This window comes from Polynucleobacter sp. MWH-Berg-3C6 (assembly GCF_018881855.1).
In the GTDB taxonomy this organism is placed as follows: Bacteria; Pseudomonadota; Gammaproteobacteria; order Burkholderiales; family Burkholderiaceae; genus Polynucleobacter.
Genome location: NZ_JACVPN010000001.1, coordinates 15,863 through 31,851, shown reverse-complemented (window position 1 = coordinate 31,851; position 15,989 = coordinate 15,863). Strand labels below are relative to the sequence as shown.

Genomic DNA, 15,989 nt, shown 5'->3' with positions numbered 1-15,989 from the left:
CCGGCCTCATTTAGCCTCCTTTAGGTACAAAGTACGTTCAGGAGAAATTGGAGACATCCGCAATTGATTGCGTGCAACATCACGTATACGTGCTGACTTTGAAAGATTGCGTTGCTCATACTCCAAGCGCAACCATTCTTGATTTAATTTACGCTCTTCAATCTGAGCGCGCTCTTGGGCAATAAATAATTTACGCGCACGTTGTTGAGCTGCTACCAGCGATAAAGCGCAAATTAATAACAAAGCAAGTAGGGTCAAGGTGGCGCGATTCATGTAGGCGCTCCGATCCGCTTTTCTGCAACACGCATGATGGCTGAACGGGCTCTTGGGTTTTCCAAAATTTCTACATCACTTGGCTTAACGCGGCCAATGATTTCTAATGCGCTTTGGGGTAAATCTTTTTCACGGACTGGCAGGCCGCGAGGCACATCCACTTTTGCATGCGCCTGAAGAAACTGCTTCACAATGCGATCTTCCAAGGAATGAAAGCTAATCACTGCAAGTCGTGCACCCGGCTTCAGTAAATTCATAGCAGCTTTTAGGCCAAGCTCTAAATCTTCTAATTCGCGATTTATAAAAATACGCAATGCCTGGAATGTTCTAGTGGCAGGATCTTGACCAGCCTCACGTGTACGCACCACGCTAGCAACCAAGCTTGCGAGTTGAGTCGTCGTTTTTGGGGACAGGCCTTCTTCTCGCTTTGCCACAATGGCTTTAGCAATCTGAAACGCAAAACGCTCTTCTCCGTAAGTCTTAATCACGCGCGTGATTTCCTCCTGCGGCGCCTGCTGCAGCCACTCTGCAGCTGTCATTCCTTGATCTGTATTCATCCGCATGTCTAGCGGACCTTCGCGACGAAAGGAGAAGCCCCGATGTGCTTCGTCCACTTGCGGCGAACTGATTCCCAAATCCAACAAAATTCCATCGGCTGATTCTGCTTGCGCATACTGATCCATGTTTGCAAAACTGTCGTGCACGATAGTTAAGCGTGGATCGTTGATTTGTTGCGCTACTGCAATTGCATCCAAATCCTTGTCGAAAGAAATCATGCGTGCGGATTGAGGAAGCTGTTTGAGTAAAGCTTGTGCGTGACCGCCGCGCCCAAATGTTCCATCGATCACCAAAATATTGTTTGCTACGTTTTGTGTTTGAATGAGCGGGCCACTGATTAGCGCCGTCACCGCCTCGGCCAGCAACACTGGGCGATGAGTTATTTTCATAGCACCCTGTCATCAAAAATTAAATTGCTTGAGTGCTTCAGGCATGCCTAGTGCAATAGCAGCCTGTTCTTTTGCGGCGTATGTAGCTGCGTCCCACAACTCCAAGTGACTACCCATACCAAGCAAGATCACTTCTTTTTCAATTCCAGCTGCTGCACGCAATTCTGGGCTAACCAAAATTCGACCGGCATTATCTAAATCAATTTCTGCAGCATTACCTAAAAAAATTCTGCGCCACCAATGTGCGTCCATAGGAAGCTGAGCAACTCTTGCTCTAAAGCTTTCCCATTCCGGTCTTGGGAATAGCAAAAGACAACCATCTGGATGTTTTGTGAGCGTGAGGCGGCCATCACCTTGAACTAACAAGGCGTCACGATGCTTTGCCGGGACTGACATTCGGCCTTTTGCATCTAAATTGAGAGCTGACGCACCTTGAAACACCATTTACCCCACTTTTTCACACTTCCTCCCACTTTAGAGGATCGCAATAAGAGGGTCAAGTGTTTTTGGGGTTTTTTTTGGGAAATTCTCTAATGTTTACAAACACTTAGCGTAATGTGTTCAGAAGATGGTGATAATAAAATAGCTACTTGAAACAAAGGCTTGGAAAATATACTTAAGAATAGGTCTTAGCTATAGAGCTAGATAATGCCTAAATATACTGTAATTAAAAACAGTACTTATCAAAAAATATATCAAAAATTAATCTGAAACTGATTTTCTGGATTTATTCAAACTAAATCCTCGGTATCCATTTTAAATTTTGTAAGCAGTGCTTGTCATTACCTTTGACATGGCTTGCATGATTTTTTGAATTGGCTCAGGCAAAGTAACTCCACCTGCATGTAAAGCTGCTTGTCCATGTTCGATTTCATCAATGCGCATTTGATCCACAATTGCACGTGAACGATGATCTTCTTCTGGCAATTTTTTGAGGTGGCTCTCAAGATGATTCTCAACTTGTTTTTCAGTTTCAACAACAAAACCTAAACTCCACTTGTCACCCGCTAAGCCAGCTGCCAAGCCGATTGCAAAGGATCCTGCATACCAAAATGGATTGAGATAACTAGTATGAGATCCCAGTTCTTTCAAACGAGTTTCACACCAAGCCAAGTGATCTAACTCTTCTTGAGCAGAGTGATCAAGCATTTCTTTTATTTCAGAATTTCTTGCAACTAATTTTTGCGATTGATACAAAGCTTGCGCGCAAACTTCACCAACATGATTGATGCGCATTAAACCTGCGGCGTGCTTTCGCTGTTCAGAATCTAATGCAAAATTTGCACCAGACTCAGAACCTGGGGTTGGTCTTTGAGCATTTGCCCCGCCTACAACCGAACGAAGTGCGGTATCAAATTCAAGAATCAAGCGGTCAACTGGAGTCATAGGCAAAGAATTAGACTAAAACCTCGGCTTTAGAGCTTTGCTTGGTCTTTAAACCCAGTTCTGCGAGCAGCTCACGGTCTTGTTCCGCCTCTGGATTGCCGGTAGTGAGTAGTTGCTCACCATAGAAAATCGAATTGGCGCCAGCCATGAAACACATGGCCTGCACAGCCCTTCCCAATTCTTGGCGACCGGCAGATAAACGCACGCGCGCCTTAGGCATCGTGATGCGAGCAACTGCAATGGTGCGAACAAACTCAAGGGGATCTAATGGCTTCTGATCGGCCAAGGGGGTGCCTGCAACAGGCACTAAGTGATTAATCGGAACAGACTCAGGGTAAGGGCTCAAATTGGCCAAGCGAGCCAAGAAAGCAGCGCGCTGCTCACGGGACTCGCCCATTCCCACAATACCGCCGCAGCATACAGACATACCGGCCGCACGAACATGAGAGATGGTATCTAGGCGATCTTGGTAACCGCGTGTCGAAATTACTGAGCGGTAAAAATCTTCGCTGGTATCAAGGTTGTGGTTATAAAAATCGAGACCAGCCTCTTGAAGTGCTAGAGCCTGATCAGCCTCTAGCATTCCCAAAGTTGCGCAGGTCTCAAGGCCTAAAGCCTTCACACCCTTGATCATGGCAGTTACTTTTTCAATATCGCGATCTTTAGGCTCACGCCACGCAGCGCCCATACAGAAACGGTTTGAGCCGGCAGCTTTAGCAGCTTTAGCGGCCTCTAAAACCTCCTCTAGGCCCATCAACTTCTCAGCCTTCACATCGGTGTCATAGCGCGCAGCTTGAGGGCAATAACCACAATCCTCAGGGCAGCCACCAGTCTTAATGGATAACAAAGTAGCAAGCTCTACATCACCCTCGGGAAAATAGGCTTTATGCGTCTCCTGGGCTTTGAGCATTAATTCATTGAAAGGTAGGTCAAAAAGTGCCTCAATCTGAGCAACAGTCCACTGGCCAGAGGCATCGACCTCTTTACGTAAACTCGTCTTAGATTTGACTAAGGTAAGCGGTTTTTCAGCAGTTTGGGCGTCCAACATGGGCAAATTCCAGAAAATAGATCAATTCAAGCCATAAACATAACAGATACAAGCCTGAAATTGGAAAAACTAGTGGTCAAATATCAAACATGAAGGTTATTTCTGATTTAAATCAAGCCACCCTTGTTGATCGCAGCTTGGCTGCCGTGTGGCACCCCTGCACTCAGATGAAACATCATGAGTCTTTTCCGTTAATTGCCATCACCAAAGGGAGAGGTCCCTGGCTTTATGACGAAAAGGGGAACGCCTTACTCGACTCGATCAGCTCTTGGTGGACGAATTTATTTGGCCACTCCAATCCGCAGATTAATCAAGCGATCACTGCTCAGTTAGAAAAAATTGAGCACGTCATGCTCGCCGGATTTACTCATCCACCAGTAGTTGAATTATCCGAAAAACTTTCTGCACTCACAAATGGTAATTTAGGACATGTCTTTTATGCGTCAGATGGTGCATCTGCAGTAGAGATTGCGTTGAAAATGAGTCATCATTTTTGGCAAGTCAACGACAAACCAAACAAGAAAAAATTCGTCTGCCTAGAAAACGGATATCACGGAGAAACGCTCGGCGCATTAGCGGTGACGGATGTTGCTATTTTTCGTGAAGCCTATGGCTCACTCCTGCAAGAGGTTTATACCGTCCCGTCACCTGATTCGCGCAAAGCAAAAAATGGTGAGAGTGCAGAAGAGGTTGCAAGGCATGCAGCAGCCGAACTCGAAAAACTATTTAAGAAAGAAAACCAACACATTGCAGCAATCATCATTGAACCGCTAGTCCAATGCGCAGGCCAAATGGCAATGCATTCACCAGAATATCTGCGCTTAGTCAGAGACTTATGTAACCGCTATGACATACACCTAATAGCCGATGAGATCGCCGTAGGTTGTGGGCGCAGTGGCAAGTTCTTTGCCTGTGAACACGCTGGTATTTGGCCAGACTTTCTCACCCTATCCAAAGGCATTAGCGGTGGCTATCTCCCTCTATCGCTTTGCATGACCACCGATGAAATTTATCGTGCGTTCTATAGTGATAAAACCCAGCAAGGGTTCTTACACTCACACTCATACACAGGAAACCCATTAGCTTGCGCAGCGGCACTTGCTTGCTTGAATATTTTTGAAACAGAAAACGTTTTAGAAAAGAATATAGTTCGCTCACAAGATTTAGCAAATGCATTTGCATGGGCAAAAGCAGATTCTCGAATCGAGCACTGGCGTCAACAAGGAATGATTCTGGCATTCGATGTTAAAAATGCACATCTCAAAAATGTAAGCGCCTTTCCCCGTGAAATGTTTGCCAAAGGACTTGAGGAAGGCGCTCTCATTAGACCAATTGGTAATACGATATATGTCATGCCTCCCTATATCTTGTCGACCGAAGAAACAATGCAAATGGGTCATGCTATTGAACGCGCCCTTGGGAAGGCTTTGGCATGAGCGGCCCATTTAAAGCCTTAGAACTCGCACAAGAGGGTATTGCAGATTTAGATGTCCAACTACTCAGACGCAAATTACGCGTCACCCAATCGCCTTGCGATACCAACGCAACTGTTGAGAATAGACAACTCAAGGCTTTTTGCAGTAATGACTACCTTGGTCTTGCCAATCACCCTAACTTAGTGAATGCCTTAGCAGAGGGCGCTAAAAATTATGGGGTTGGTAGTGGCGCATCCCATTTAATCAGCGGTCACAGTGCTGCACATGAGTTACTTGAAAAAAAATTAGCGTCTTTTCAAGAGCAGCATATTCAAAATGCTCGCGCCCTATTTTTTAGTACCGGTTACCTTGCTAATCAAGCTGCCATCACAGGCTTAGCCAGACTTACCGAGCGCGGCGATCTCAGTATTTACTCGGCTAAGCTCAATCATGCCTCGCTGATTGATGGTGTTCGCTTGGCCGCCGCGCAGATGAATGCTACGGTCAACTTATTCGATCACGCGCAACTCACTTCATTAACTGACGCCCTTAAAAAAGATACTAAGTCTCTTAAGCTTATCGTGACTGATGGCGTTTTTAGTATGGATGGCGACGTAGCTCCCGTTAAAGAATTACTTCAAATAGCAGAGCAATACGATGCACTATTGTTAGTTGATGATGCGCATGGCTTTGGAGTACTGGGTAAGCAGGGGCATGGCATCTTGGAGCAAGGCGGAATTCAATCTCACCGCATTATTTACATTGGCACCTTAGGCAAAGCTGCTGGCGTCAGCGGTGCTTTTATTTGTGCGCAAGACTCGTTTATTGAATGGCTGATTCAAAAAGGGCGTCCCTATATTTATAGTACGGCAACCCCTCCAGCTATTGCACATACCTTACTCAAAAGTCTTGAGATCATTGAAGGTAATGAGGGCGTAAAACGTCGATCACACCTCAATCATCTGATTCAAATTTGGCAAGATGAAATGCACTTTATCAACTGGGAAAAAGTGTCCTCTTGTACGCCAATTCAGCCGGTTATTTTAGGAAGCAATGCCAATGCACTTATGGCAGCAAAGCTACTAGACGAGGCGGGCTATTGGATTCCGGCAATTCGCCCCCCTACAGTCCCTCTTGGCAGTGCACGTTTACGAATTACCTTTTCAGCAAATCATAGTGTTGATGATTTACACAAACTCATCACGACCTTGAAAAAGATCGAGCAAGAAGTAAATCAAAAGGTAAATCATGAATAAGCTCTCAGGCTTGTTTGTGACTGGTACCGATACTGAGGTTGGTAAAACCCTGGTGAGTGGTGCGCTGATTCTAAAACTCCGCGAACAAGGCAAGAAAGTATTGGGCTTTAAACCTGTCGCTGCTGGAACATACCAAAATACCAATGGTGATGTTCTCAATGAAGATGTAGAGGCTTTACGTATTGCCTCTCAACTTGCACCAGGTCAACTAGAGTTGTACTCTTATGTTTTAGACATGCCGGTAGCACCCCACCTGGCTGCTGAAAATAAGGGGGTTACTCTTGAGCTTAATACCATCATGCAAGCACTTAGCAAGATTCAAACGCAGAGTGATTGCCTTGTGATTGAGGGGGCTGGTGGGTTTTTGATTCCCTTGAATCCTCAAGAAGATCTAGGTGATTTTGCACAGCAAATCAATTTGCCAATCATTTTGGTAGTCGGCATGAGGTTAGGTTGCATTAATCACGCCCTACTCACTCAAGAAGCGATCAAAACTCGTGGATTAAAAATTGGCGGGTGGATTGCCAACTCCTTAGCAACTGAGATGCTTCTACTCAAAGAAAATATTGCCACTTTGCGAGCAAGAATAGATGCGCCTTTTTTAGGGCACATCCCTGCGCTACCAAAAGAACTTCAAAAAGCAGATAACAGTCCATATTCAATTGAAGCACTTCGTTTTGCTGCAGAGCACATCCAAATACCAAGTCAATAAAACCCCTAAAGCAAGTCCTACAGTGCAACTGGCGGGACTTTCAGATAAGATGAAGGAATGCATTTACTACCTGAAATACTTGATTCTGCAGAAGCTATTCAAGATATTCGTCGCAACATTCATGCTCACCCTGAATTGCGCTTCGAAGAAAATCGCACATCTGATTTAGTTGCAGAGGCACTTTCAAGCTGGGGCATCACTGTTTATCGCGGCATGGGCAAAACAGGTGTAGTCGGCCGTCTAGATGGCGATTTAGGCCCTGGAAAAATGATTGGCCTACGGGCTGACATGGATGCGCTTCCGCTGCAAGAACATAATAATTTTGAACACACCTCACGCAACGCTGGCAAGATGCACGCTTGTGGTCATGACGGTCACACTGCAATGTTGTTGGGCGCGGCACAGTATCTGTCGAATCACCGCGATTTCAAAGGCACCGTGATTTTCATATTTCAGCCTGCTGAAGAGGGTGGCGCTGGTGCAAATGAAATGATTAAAGATGGGCTCTTTAAACAATTTCCTTGTGATGCTGTTTTTGGTTTACACAATTGGCCCGGATTAGCCGAAGGTCACTTTGGTGTTACTGCTGGGCCCATGATGGCCTCAAGCAATACTTTTGAAATTACCATTACCGGCAAAGGTGGTCACGCCGCCCTCCCCCACAATAGTGCAGACCCGGTTCTTACAGGGGCGCAAGTAGTGTTGGCGCTGCAAAGCATTATTACCCGCAATAAACGCCCTATTGATGCAGCCGTACTATCAATTACGCAATTTCATGCAGGTGAAACAAGTAACGTCATTCCTGACAGCGCTTTCATTGGCGGCACCATCAGAACCTTCACCCTAGAAGTATTAGATCTTCTAGAGCAACGTCTTCGTGAAATTTCGCACAGCGTTGCAGGGGCATTTGATTGCCATGCAGAAATTTCCTTTTCCAGAAACTATCCTCCATTAATTAATCACCGTGCTGAAGTTGAGTTTGCAAGTGAAGTGATGAGTGAGTTAGTGGGTAAACAGAACGTCAATACCAATATTGATCCCACTATGGGCGCGGAAGATTTTGCTTTCATGTTGCTCGAGAAGCCGGGATGCTATGTATTTTTAGGTAATGGTGATGGCGATCACCGTGCTGTAGGTCACGGTATGGGCCCATGCCACCTACACAATCCCTCTTACGACTTTAATGACGCCTTAATTCCAGTGGGCGTAAGCTACTGGGTAAAGCTAGCTCAACGCTACCTAGAAAAAAACTAAGGCTGTTTTCTTAAGAGTTAGTAAATTTCGCTGGGCGTTTTTCCATGAACGCAGCCATACCTTCTTTTTGATCATTGGTTCCAAAGCAGGTATGGAATAAGCGACGTTCAAAATGAATACCTTCTGATAGCGTAGTCTCATACGCAGCATTCACCGCCTCTTTCACCATCATCGCTGTCAACAGTGGCATATCGGCAATCTCTTTAGCAATGGCTTTCACTTCTTTCAGTAGATCTGCCTTTGGAAAAACGCGTGATACCAAACCAGAACGCTCTGCTTCTGCAGCATCCATCATGCGACCAGTTAAAGCTAAGTCCATGGCCTTCGCTTTGGATACAGCTCGTGGCAAACGTTGTGTACCGCCAGCGCCTGGAATAATTCCCAGCTTCACTTCTGGTTGGGCAAACTTAGCACTATCTGCAGCCATGATGGTGTCGCACATCATAGCCAACTCACAACCACCACCAAGCGCATAACCAGATACGGCCGCTATCACTGGCTTACGAACTTTTCTAATTTCTTCCCAATTACGGGTAATGAAATCACCCCGATAAACATCTTTTAAACCATACTTCGCCATTGAAGCGATATCGGCTCCAGCAGCAAAAGCCTTCTCGCTACCAGTAATGATGATGCAACCAATATTGTCATCAGCATCAAAACCGAGTAACGCAGTACCAAGCTCATCCATTAATTGATCATTTAAGGCATTGAGAACCTCGGGACGATTTAAGGTAATAGTGGCAACCTTGCCTTCCACTTCGGTCAAAATTGTTTTGTAGCTCATCAATTTCTTTCTATCCAAGATCCATCAATTAACGTGGTAACAATAACCACATCTTGCCATTTTGTTTCATGCGCCCTGCAATTTCACCTGCAGCCTCGCCTGAACCCCAATAATAATCAGCCCTGACACCACCCACAATCGCTTTTCCTGTGTCTTGTGCCATTACGAGCTTTTGCAAAGATTGATTACTTAAAGGCTTAGTCGTAGCCAAAAATACTGGTGCGCCTAATGGCATAGCCTGTAAATCAACCGCAATACTGCGCTCTGCAGTTAAAGGAACGCCAAGTGCGCCATTAGGACCTAGGTCTGGATCCACATTACTAGGTAACTCTTTAAAGAAAACAAAACGTGGATTTGCATTGAGCATTTCATTAACGCGATCAGGATTTCGTTTTGCCCATTGCGAAATTCCCTGCATACTTGCCTCGCCACGTGTCATCTCTTTGCGATCTATCAACCATTGCGCAGATGATTTAAATGGCTGCTCGTTAGTGCCCGCAAAACCGAGGCGAAGAATGCGGCCATCCTGCAGACGAATTTTTCCTGAACCCTGAATTTGCATGGATGCAGCGGCAACAGGATCTTGCACCCAAGCAATTTCAGATCCTTGCAATATTCCTGAGCTCATGAGTTCAGCACGAGTGGGGCCTGGATTAGGTCGCGATTTTTTCCAAGCATTTGGGTAGGCATAGAGTGGCACGTTATAAGTACTGGTGCGAGTTTGCGAGCCATTCATTACAGGCTCGTAGTAACCGGTAATTAAACCTGTTTCGCTACCAGCGCTATTGCGAATTTCGTAGGCTTGAAAGTTGCTCTCAAAATATCGACGAATAGCTGGTGTGTCACGAGCAGATATGCTGCTAGTCTGTGAACAAACTTGGCGCCAATTGATTTCGCCGCTTCGCTTACGCAATACCTCACAGCTTTTGAGCCATGCAGGCCAAGCTTGAGATACATCATCATCCTGCCAGCCTGGTAAGGCCTGCCAAGCAACCGCATTGAAACTCGCAATTGAGGAGCTATAAGATGAGGGAGGCGCACCAGAACTGCTAGCTCGATAGCCAGTACCTCTAGTAGGCGGAGTAGAGCATCCAACCACTAAGCTAGCAATCAGAATAGCGAATACACTTACTTGAAATAATTTAAATTTAGAAATCATGATTGCCAATTTACTTGATGAATACCCAATGCTGCTCTTTGTCATTGAAGGTGCTATCGCCTTGGGGCTCTTGCTGTTTATTGTCCTATGGACGGGCAAGGGGAAAAAATAACTTTTCGAAACGCATGGCCCTAATGCAGGGTCCGCGGCATCACTAGTGCAAATTCAGGAATGGGTGCCTGAAAAAACTGGGCTTCCTCGGTAACGCAAAAGTACTCGCCCCGCATAGTTCCTGCTGGGGTAGGCAAAGTAGCCCAGCTGGTGTATTCAAATTGCTCACCAGCACGCAACAAAGGCTGTTGCCCAACCACCCCTAAACCACGCACCTCCTGGACATCATTGTCCCCATCGGTAATGAACCAATGGCGGGCAATGAGCTGAATGCTGGCGGTACCCGTATTGCGAATGGTGACCGTATAGGCAAAGGCAAATTGGCGATTATCGGGGTCAGATTGCTCAGGAAGGTACTGGGCTTTGACCGAAATGCTGATTTCATGGGGGTTCATGCTCGAATTCTGCTCCATCCTAAGGCCAACTGCAAGCTAGAATCTAGGGATGGAAAGCCAAAAATTACCCTCAAATCGTCAATTGGTCATCGCCCCCTCCATTTTGTCGGCTGACTTTGCCTGTCTTGGCAAGGAAGTTCAAGATGTTCTGACGGCGGGTGCCGACTGGATTCACTTTGATGTGATGGATAACCACTACGTTCCCAACCTCACAATTGGCCCGCTAGTTTGTGAGGCTATTCGTCCGCACGCTATGAAAAATGGCAAGCCTGCAGTGATCGATGTTCACCTCATGGTTGAGCCCGTAGATCGCATCGTTCCCGATTTTGCAAAAGCGGGCGCCAATCTGATTAGCTTTCATCCTGAGGCAAGTCCGCACGTCAATCGCACTCTGAATTTAATTCGCGATCAAGGCTGTCAAGCAGGTCTTGTGTTTAATCCTGCAACACCGCTTGATCATTTGGATCACACCTTGGAATTGCTCGACTTAGTTCTATTGATGTCAGTGAATCCGGGATTTGGTGGTCAATCTTTTATTCCAAGTACTCTCAATAAGATTGAACAAGTACGTGCACGTTTAGATCGCTACGAAGCTGAGACTGGCCGCCACATTCGCCTTGAGGTTGATGGTGGAATTAAGGTGGATAACATCGCACAAGTAGCTCAAGCGGGTGCCGATACCTTTGTTGCCGGCTCAGCCATTTTCGGAAAAGACAATTACTCGCAAGTGATTGAGTCAATGCGAACTGAATTAGGAAAGACTGGAAAATCCTAATGCAGCGCGAAGAATTTAATGCCCTAGCAAAACAGGGTTTCAATCGTATTCCTCTGGTTAAAGAGGTACTTGCCGATTTAGAGACACCGCTATCGCTTTACGTCAAACTCAGCCAAGCGTTTGGCAAGAAAAATACCTACCTCTTGGAATCTGTTTTAGGTGGTGAGCGCTTTGGGCGCTTCTCCTTTATTGGCTTGCCTGCCAAGACGCTCATTCGTACAGTGGGCACCCCATCTCAACCCGTGAATGAAGTCATCGCTGATGGTAAGGTGGTCGAGACGAACACTGATAATCCGCTTGATTTCGTAGATGCCTATTTCAAGCGCTTTAAGGTTTCGGTAGAGGCTGGTCTACCGCGTTTCTGTGGCGGTCTTGCTGGCTACTTTGGATATGACACCGTTCGATACATTGAATCACGCTTAGCCAAACATGATTTACCAGATGAGCTTGGTGTGCCCGATATTCAACTCATGCTTACCGAAGAGTTAGCAGTTGTTGATAACGTCGCTGGCAAGATTTATTTGATTGTCTATGCAGATCCAGGCAACGCTGATAGCTTTGAAAAAGCGCAAGATCGCCTCAAAGAATTGCTGACTTGTCTTGGCAAACCAGCGAATATGCCTGCATCATTGCCAAGCACAAAAACGGATCTCATTCGTAAATTTAAGGCGGCAGATTTTGAAGATGCAGTCCGCAAGACCAAAGAATATATTTTGGCTGGTGATTGCATGCAGGTTGTGATTGGTCAGCGCATTAGCAAACCATTTACCGATTCGCCATTAGCGCTATACAGAGCACTTCGCTCCTTAAATCCATCGCCTTATATGTACTTCTATGACTTTGGCGATATGCAAATTGTGGGCTCCTCCCCAGAAATCCTCGTGCGCCAAGAAAAACGGGCTACAGAGAAAATTGTGACGATTCGCCCTCTGGCTGGTACCCGTCCACGTGGCGCCAACCCAGCGGAAGATGAGCGCCTAGCCAAAGAATTACTAGCAGACCCCAAAGAAATTGCCGAGCATGTCATGCTAATTGATCTTGCTCGCAATGACGTTGGCAGAATCGCCAAGACAGGATCAGTCAAAGTTACAGACTCTATGTCGATCGAAAAGTATTCTCACGTGCAGCACATTGTGAGCTCAGTAGAAGGCGATCTTTTAGATAACATGAGCAATATGGATGTCTTACGAGCAACCTTTCCCGCAGGCACTCTCTCTGGCGCACCAAAAATTCGCGCAATGGAAATTATTGATGAGATGGAAATTGTCAAACGGGGAGTTTATGGTGGCGCAGTGGGATACCTTTCTTTCTCAGGCGATATGGATGTTGCGATTGCAATTCGCACCGGGGTCATCCGTGATGGCATGCTGCACTCTCAAGCGGGCGCAGGTGTTGTAGCCGACTCTGATCCTACCGCTGAATGGAAAGAAACCGAAGCCAAGGCCCGTGCAGTATTAACAGCCGCTGAATTAGTACAAGGAGGACTCGATGCTCCTAATGATTGATAACTACGATTCGTTTACCTACAACCTTGTTCAGTACTTTGCTGAGCTGGGTGAAGAAGTAAAAGTGTTTCGGAATGACGAAATTACCGTTGAAGATATTGCGAAATTCAAGCCCGCACGCATTTGCATTTCTCCCGGACCCTGCAGCCCTGCAGAAGCTGGCATCTCAGTGGAGACCATCAAACGCTATGCAGGACAGATTCCGATCCTAGGTGTATGTCTTGGCCATCAAGCGATTGGTGAAGCATTTGGTGGCAAGGTAATTCGCGCCCAGAAAGTCATGCATGGCAAGACTGACTTGATTCACCACACAGGTGTAGGTGTTTTCAAAAATCTACCAGACCCATTTAAGGTCACACGTTACCACTCACTCGCCATTGAGAAAAGCTCCTTACCTGCAGTGCTGGAAGTAACAGCTACATCCTCCGATGGAGAGATCATGGGCGTACGTCATCGTGAACTCGCAGTTGAAGGCGTGCAATTTCATCCCGAATCCATTCTCTCTGAGCATGGCCATGCCCTGCTCAAAAATTTCTTACTTAATCCGTAACTCAGTAAATCGATATGAGCGCTACGCCAATTACTCCTCAAGAAGCATTGCAACGTTGCATTGAACACCGCGAACTCTTTCATGATGAAATGACGGCAATGATGCGACTCATCATGAGTGGAGAAATGTCGCCTGAGCTTGTGGCCGGCCTGTTGGTTGCTCTACGTACCAAAAAAGAGACTGTTGGAGAAATTGCTGCAGCAGCACAAGTTATGCGTGAATTTGCAACCACCGTTCATGTGGATGACCGCACACATCTAGTAGATGTTGTGGGTACAGGCGGTGATGGAGCGCACACTTTTAATATTTCCACTGCAGCGATGTTTGTTGCTGCAGCAGCTGGAGCAAAAATTGCTAAGCACGGCAATCGCAGTGTGAGTAGCAAGTCTGGCAGTGCTGATGTGCTCGAAGCGTTAGGCGTAAATCTAGGTCTTTCTGCAGAGCAGGTTGCTCAATGCATCTCCACTGTAGGCGCTGGCTTTATGTTTGCCCCCAATCACCACCCCGCCATGAAGAACGTTGTGCCAATTCGCAAACAACTGGGTGTTCGGACTATTTTCAATATCTTAGGGCCACTGACTAATCCCGCCGATGCCAAACGCATCTTGATGGGAGTATTTCATCCTGATCTTGTGGGGATTCAGGCTCGGGTGCTGCAAGCCTTAGGTATGGACCACGCCCTTGTGGTTTATGGTCGCGATGGTTTGGATGAAATCTCCTTAGAGGGCCCAACCCTAGTCGGCGAACTCAAGGACGGCGTTGTCCATGAATATGAAATTCATCCAAAAGACTTTGGATTAAAGACCGCCCTCACCAATAGCTTCAAAGTAGCCAATGCAGAAGAATCAAAAAAAATCGTATTGGATGTCATTGATAACAAACCAGGTGCCGCGAGCGATATTGTGTGTCTCAATGCAGGCGCAACTCTCTATGTTGCTGGTGTAGCCAAAGATATTGCCTCTGGCGTAGAAATGGCCAAAGCAGCGATTGCATCTGGCGCTGCACGTCAGAAATTAGACGCATTTGTTGCCGCAACTCAATCTAAATAAATCTTATGAGCGATATCCTCGACAAAATTGTTGCAACCAAGAAAATTGAGATTGCCCATGGCCTTAAGCAAGTCTCTCTTGGCAATCAACGCGATATTGCCGAGTCAAATAACAAAGATGTCTTACTAAAGCCGCGCGGCTTCATTCACGCAATTCAAAATAAAATTGCTGCTGGTAAGGCGGGTGTGATTGCGGAGATTAAAAAAGCAAGTCCAAGCAAAGGAATTCTGCGGGAAAACTTTAACCCCGCACAAATTGCCCAGTCATATGAAAAGCATGGGGCAGCTTGCTTATCAGTACTGACTGATGTCGACTATTTCCAAGGCTGCAATGCCTTTCTGCAAGAGGCTAGATCTGCTTGCAGCATTCCAGTACTACGCAAAGATTTCACCATCGAACCCTATCAAGTTTATGAGGCTCGTGCGATTGGTGCAGATGCGATTCTATTAATCGTGGCCTGCTTAGAACTCAATCAAATGAAAGAGCTTGAGGCCTGCGCTCATGAGCTAGGCTTAGACGTTTTGGTTGAGGTTCACAATGCCCCTGAGCTAGAGCAGGCATTAGAACTAAAAACACCTTTACTTGGAATCAACAATCGCAATCTCAAGACATTTGAAGTAACTCTACAAACCACACTGTCACTTCTCTCGATGGTTCCAAAGGATAAGACCTTGGTTACTGAATCAGGGATACTTGGTAGAAATGATGTGCAATTGATGCGTGACAATCAAATCAATGCCTTCCTAGTAGGCGAAGCATTTATGCGCGCAGCTGACCCGGGCATTGCCCTTAGCGAGCTGTTTTCCTAACTTTATTCAAAATATCTAAGCTGTATTTGATTAAAGAAATCAGTAGCAAGGAACCAAGTACGTCACCAATAAACATCACTGAAACATGGTCTATACCGCCAGTATTAGCTAGCGCCATCGTTGAAAACCACCACTGATGCAAGACGGCACTCAAAAATGCGTATATCAAAATACAGGCGATTAATTTCTGGAAATTCAGATCGCTTAAGTCAGGTGTTAGCCGGACATTGCTAAGTACAAAAAATCTTGCGAGATAAGGCGCAAACCCAGAAACCAGGCCTATACCAAGGCAAACCACTAAATTCTGAGAGAAGTCCCCGTGGTAACTAATAAAAAATGATGCCAAAGCAATGCCTAACGCACCTGGTAGCCCAAAAATCAAGGTCAGAAATAAACGCAGGCCGGCCGGCAAGTAAATCCAATTCACGCCTAAACTAAAAACAAGTTCGCTTGTTAGCCAGTGATTGGCATAAAACAGAAATGTGTACGCAAGCGCACTAATTAAAAGTGCAAAAAACGTCTCTGAAAAGCTTGTTAAAATTTTAGACATTACATTTA

The 15,989-nt window shown here is 46.0% G+C and carries 18 protein-coding genes; 9 read left to right on the top strand and 9 right to left on the bottom strand.

The genetic code is table 11. The features are described from left to right. Nucleotides 1-6 precede the first annotated feature (6 nt). The 5 genes from ftsL to bioB all read right to left on the bottom strand — a co-directional run bounded on the left by ftsL (nucleotide 7) and on the right by bioB (nucleotide 3,654). Nucleotides 7-273, bottom strand: coding sequence for a cell division protein FtsL (ftsL, locus tag ICN13_RS00180; protein ID WP_216137972.1), 267 nt, complete (start codon nucleotides 271-273; stop codon nucleotides 7-9). Next, nucleotides 270-1,220 carry a 16S rRNA (cytosine(1402)-N(4))-methyltransferase RsmH gene (gene rsmH / locus ICN13_RS00175; protein WP_216137970.1) on the bottom strand — a complete coding sequence of 317 codons (951 nt, stop codon included), beginning with the start codon at nucleotides 1,218-1,220 and terminating at the stop codon, nucleotides 270-272. Before rsmH ends, ftsL begins: the two co-directional genes overlap by 4 nt. A 12-nt stretch (nucleotides 1,221-1,232) precedes the next feature. Next, a complete protein-coding gene (gene mraZ, locus ICN13_RS00170) occupies nucleotides 1,233-1,661 on the bottom strand; it encodes a division/cell wall cluster transcriptional repressor MraZ (protein ID WP_087908461.1) in 429 nt (142 codons plus the stop codon). Between the two features lie 315 nt (nucleotides 1,662-1,976). Next, the gene (gene coq7 / locus ICN13_RS00165; protein ID WP_216137962.1) at nucleotides 1,977-2,606 is read right to left on the bottom strand and encodes a 2-polyprenyl-3-methyl-6-methoxy-1,4-benzoquinone monooxygenase; all 630 of its coding nucleotides are present in this window, start codon (nucleotides 2,604-2,606) and stop codon (nucleotides 1,977-1,979) included. A 10-nt stretch (nucleotides 2,607-2,616) separates the two neighbouring features. Beyond that, entirely contained in the window at nucleotides 2,617-3,654 is a 1,038-nt protein-coding gene (gene bioB, locus ICN13_RS00160; protein ID WP_216137955.1) for a biotin synthase BioB, read from the bottom strand. Between the two features lie 89 nt (nucleotides 3,655-3,743). On the opposite strand from bioB, the gene bioA reads away from it, so the two are divergent. From bioA to ICN13_RS00140, 4 genes are read left to right on the top strand one after another with little or no spacing between them, the layout of a single operon-like run. Continuing rightward, on the top strand, nucleotides 3,744-5,090 hold the full coding sequence (bioA, locus tag ICN13_RS00155; protein ID WP_216137953.1) for an adenosylmethionine--8-amino-7-oxononanoate transaminase: 1,347 nt from the start codon (nucleotides 3,744-3,746) through the stop codon (nucleotides 5,088-5,090). After that, the gene (gene bioF / locus ICN13_RS00150; protein ID WP_216137951.1) at nucleotides 5,087-6,325 is read left to right on the top strand and encodes an 8-amino-7-oxononanoate synthase; all 1,239 of its coding nucleotides are present in this window, start codon (nucleotides 5,087-5,089) and stop codon (nucleotides 6,323-6,325) included. The genes bioA and bioF overlap by 4 nt, the downstream gene beginning before the upstream one ends. Further along, nucleotides 6,318-7,037, top strand: coding sequence for a dethiobiotin synthase (bioD, locus tag ICN13_RS00145; RefSeq protein WP_216137949.1), 720 nt, complete (start codon nucleotides 6,318-6,320; stop codon nucleotides 7,035-7,037). Before bioF ends, bioD begins: the two co-directional genes overlap by 8 nt. 57 nt (nucleotides 7,038-7,094) lie before the next feature. Next, nucleotides 7,095-8,291 (top strand): M20 aminoacylase family protein, encoded by a 1,197-nt coding sequence (locus ICN13_RS00140; protein WP_216137947.1) that lies wholly within the window; start codon nucleotides 7,095-7,097, stop codon nucleotides 8,289-8,291. A gap of 10 nt (nucleotides 8,292-8,301) precedes the next feature. Here ICN13_RS00140 and ICN13_RS00135 read toward each other — a convergent pair whose 3' ends face one another. The 3 genes from ICN13_RS00135 to apaG form a co-directional block, all read right to left on the bottom strand. Continuing rightward, nucleotides 8,302-9,078 carry an enoyl-CoA hydratase gene (locus tag ICN13_RS00135; protein WP_216137945.1) on the bottom strand — a complete coding sequence of 259 codons (777 nt, stop codon included), beginning with the start codon at nucleotides 9,076-9,078 and terminating at the stop codon, nucleotides 8,302-8,304. Between the two features lie 28 nt (nucleotides 9,079-9,106). After that, nucleotides 9,107-10,282, bottom strand: a complete 1,176-nt coding sequence (locus ICN13_RS00130; RefSeq protein WP_255533965.1) for a murein transglycosylase A — start codon at nucleotides 10,280-10,282, stop codon at nucleotides 9,107-9,109. 86 nt (nucleotides 10,283-10,368) lie between these two features. Further along, nucleotides 10,369-10,743: a Co2+/Mg2+ efflux protein ApaG gene (gene apaG / locus ICN13_RS00125; RefSeq protein ID WP_216137944.1), complete on the bottom strand. Its 375-nt coding sequence runs from the start codon at nucleotides 10,741-10,743 to the stop codon at nucleotides 10,369-10,371. A 49-nt stretch (nucleotides 10,744-10,792) separates the two neighbouring features. On the opposite strand from apaG, the gene rpe reads away from it, so the two are divergent. Genes rpe through trpC form a run of 5 tightly spaced genes read left to right on the top strand, consistent with a single transcriptional unit; the run spans nucleotide 10,793 to nucleotide 15,431 of the window. Beyond that, the gene (gene rpe, locus ICN13_RS00120) at nucleotides 10,793-11,518 is read left to right on the top strand and encodes a ribulose-phosphate 3-epimerase (protein ID WP_216137942.1); all 726 of its coding nucleotides are present in this window, start codon (nucleotides 10,793-10,795) and stop codon (nucleotides 11,516-11,518) included. Then, nucleotides 11,518-13,023, top strand: a complete 1,506-nt coding sequence (trpE, locus tag ICN13_RS00115; protein ID WP_216137940.1) for an anthranilate synthase component I — start codon at nucleotides 11,518-11,520, stop codon at nucleotides 13,021-13,023. Before rpe ends, trpE begins: the two co-directional genes overlap by 1 nt. After that, on the top strand, nucleotides 13,007-13,573 hold the full coding sequence (locus ICN13_RS00110) for an aminodeoxychorismate/anthranilate synthase component II (RefSeq protein ID WP_216137938.1): 567 nt from the start codon (nucleotides 13,007-13,009) through the stop codon (nucleotides 13,571-13,573). Before trpE ends, ICN13_RS00110 begins: the two co-directional genes overlap by 17 nt. A gap of 14 nt (nucleotides 13,574-13,587) precedes the next feature. Further along, on the top strand, nucleotides 13,588-14,622 hold the full coding sequence (gene trpD, locus ICN13_RS00105; RefSeq protein ID WP_216137936.1) for an anthranilate phosphoribosyltransferase: 1,035 nt from the start codon (nucleotides 13,588-13,590) through the stop codon (nucleotides 14,620-14,622). Nucleotides 14,623-14,627: 5 nt separating this feature from the next. After that, complete coding sequence (trpC, locus tag ICN13_RS00100; RefSeq protein WP_216137927.1) at nucleotides 14,628-15,431, top strand: indole-3-glycerol phosphate synthase TrpC; 804 nt, start codon at nucleotides 14,628-14,630, stop codon at nucleotides 15,429-15,431. Here the strand turns inward: trpC and ICN13_RS00095 are convergent. Then, on the bottom strand, nucleotides 15,412-15,981 hold the full coding sequence (locus ICN13_RS00095) for a hypothetical protein (protein ID WP_216137925.1): 570 nt from the start codon (nucleotides 15,979-15,981) through the stop codon (nucleotides 15,412-15,414). The genes trpC and ICN13_RS00095 overlap by 20 nt on opposite strands. Between the last annotated feature and the right edge of the window lie 8 nt (nucleotides 15,982-15,989).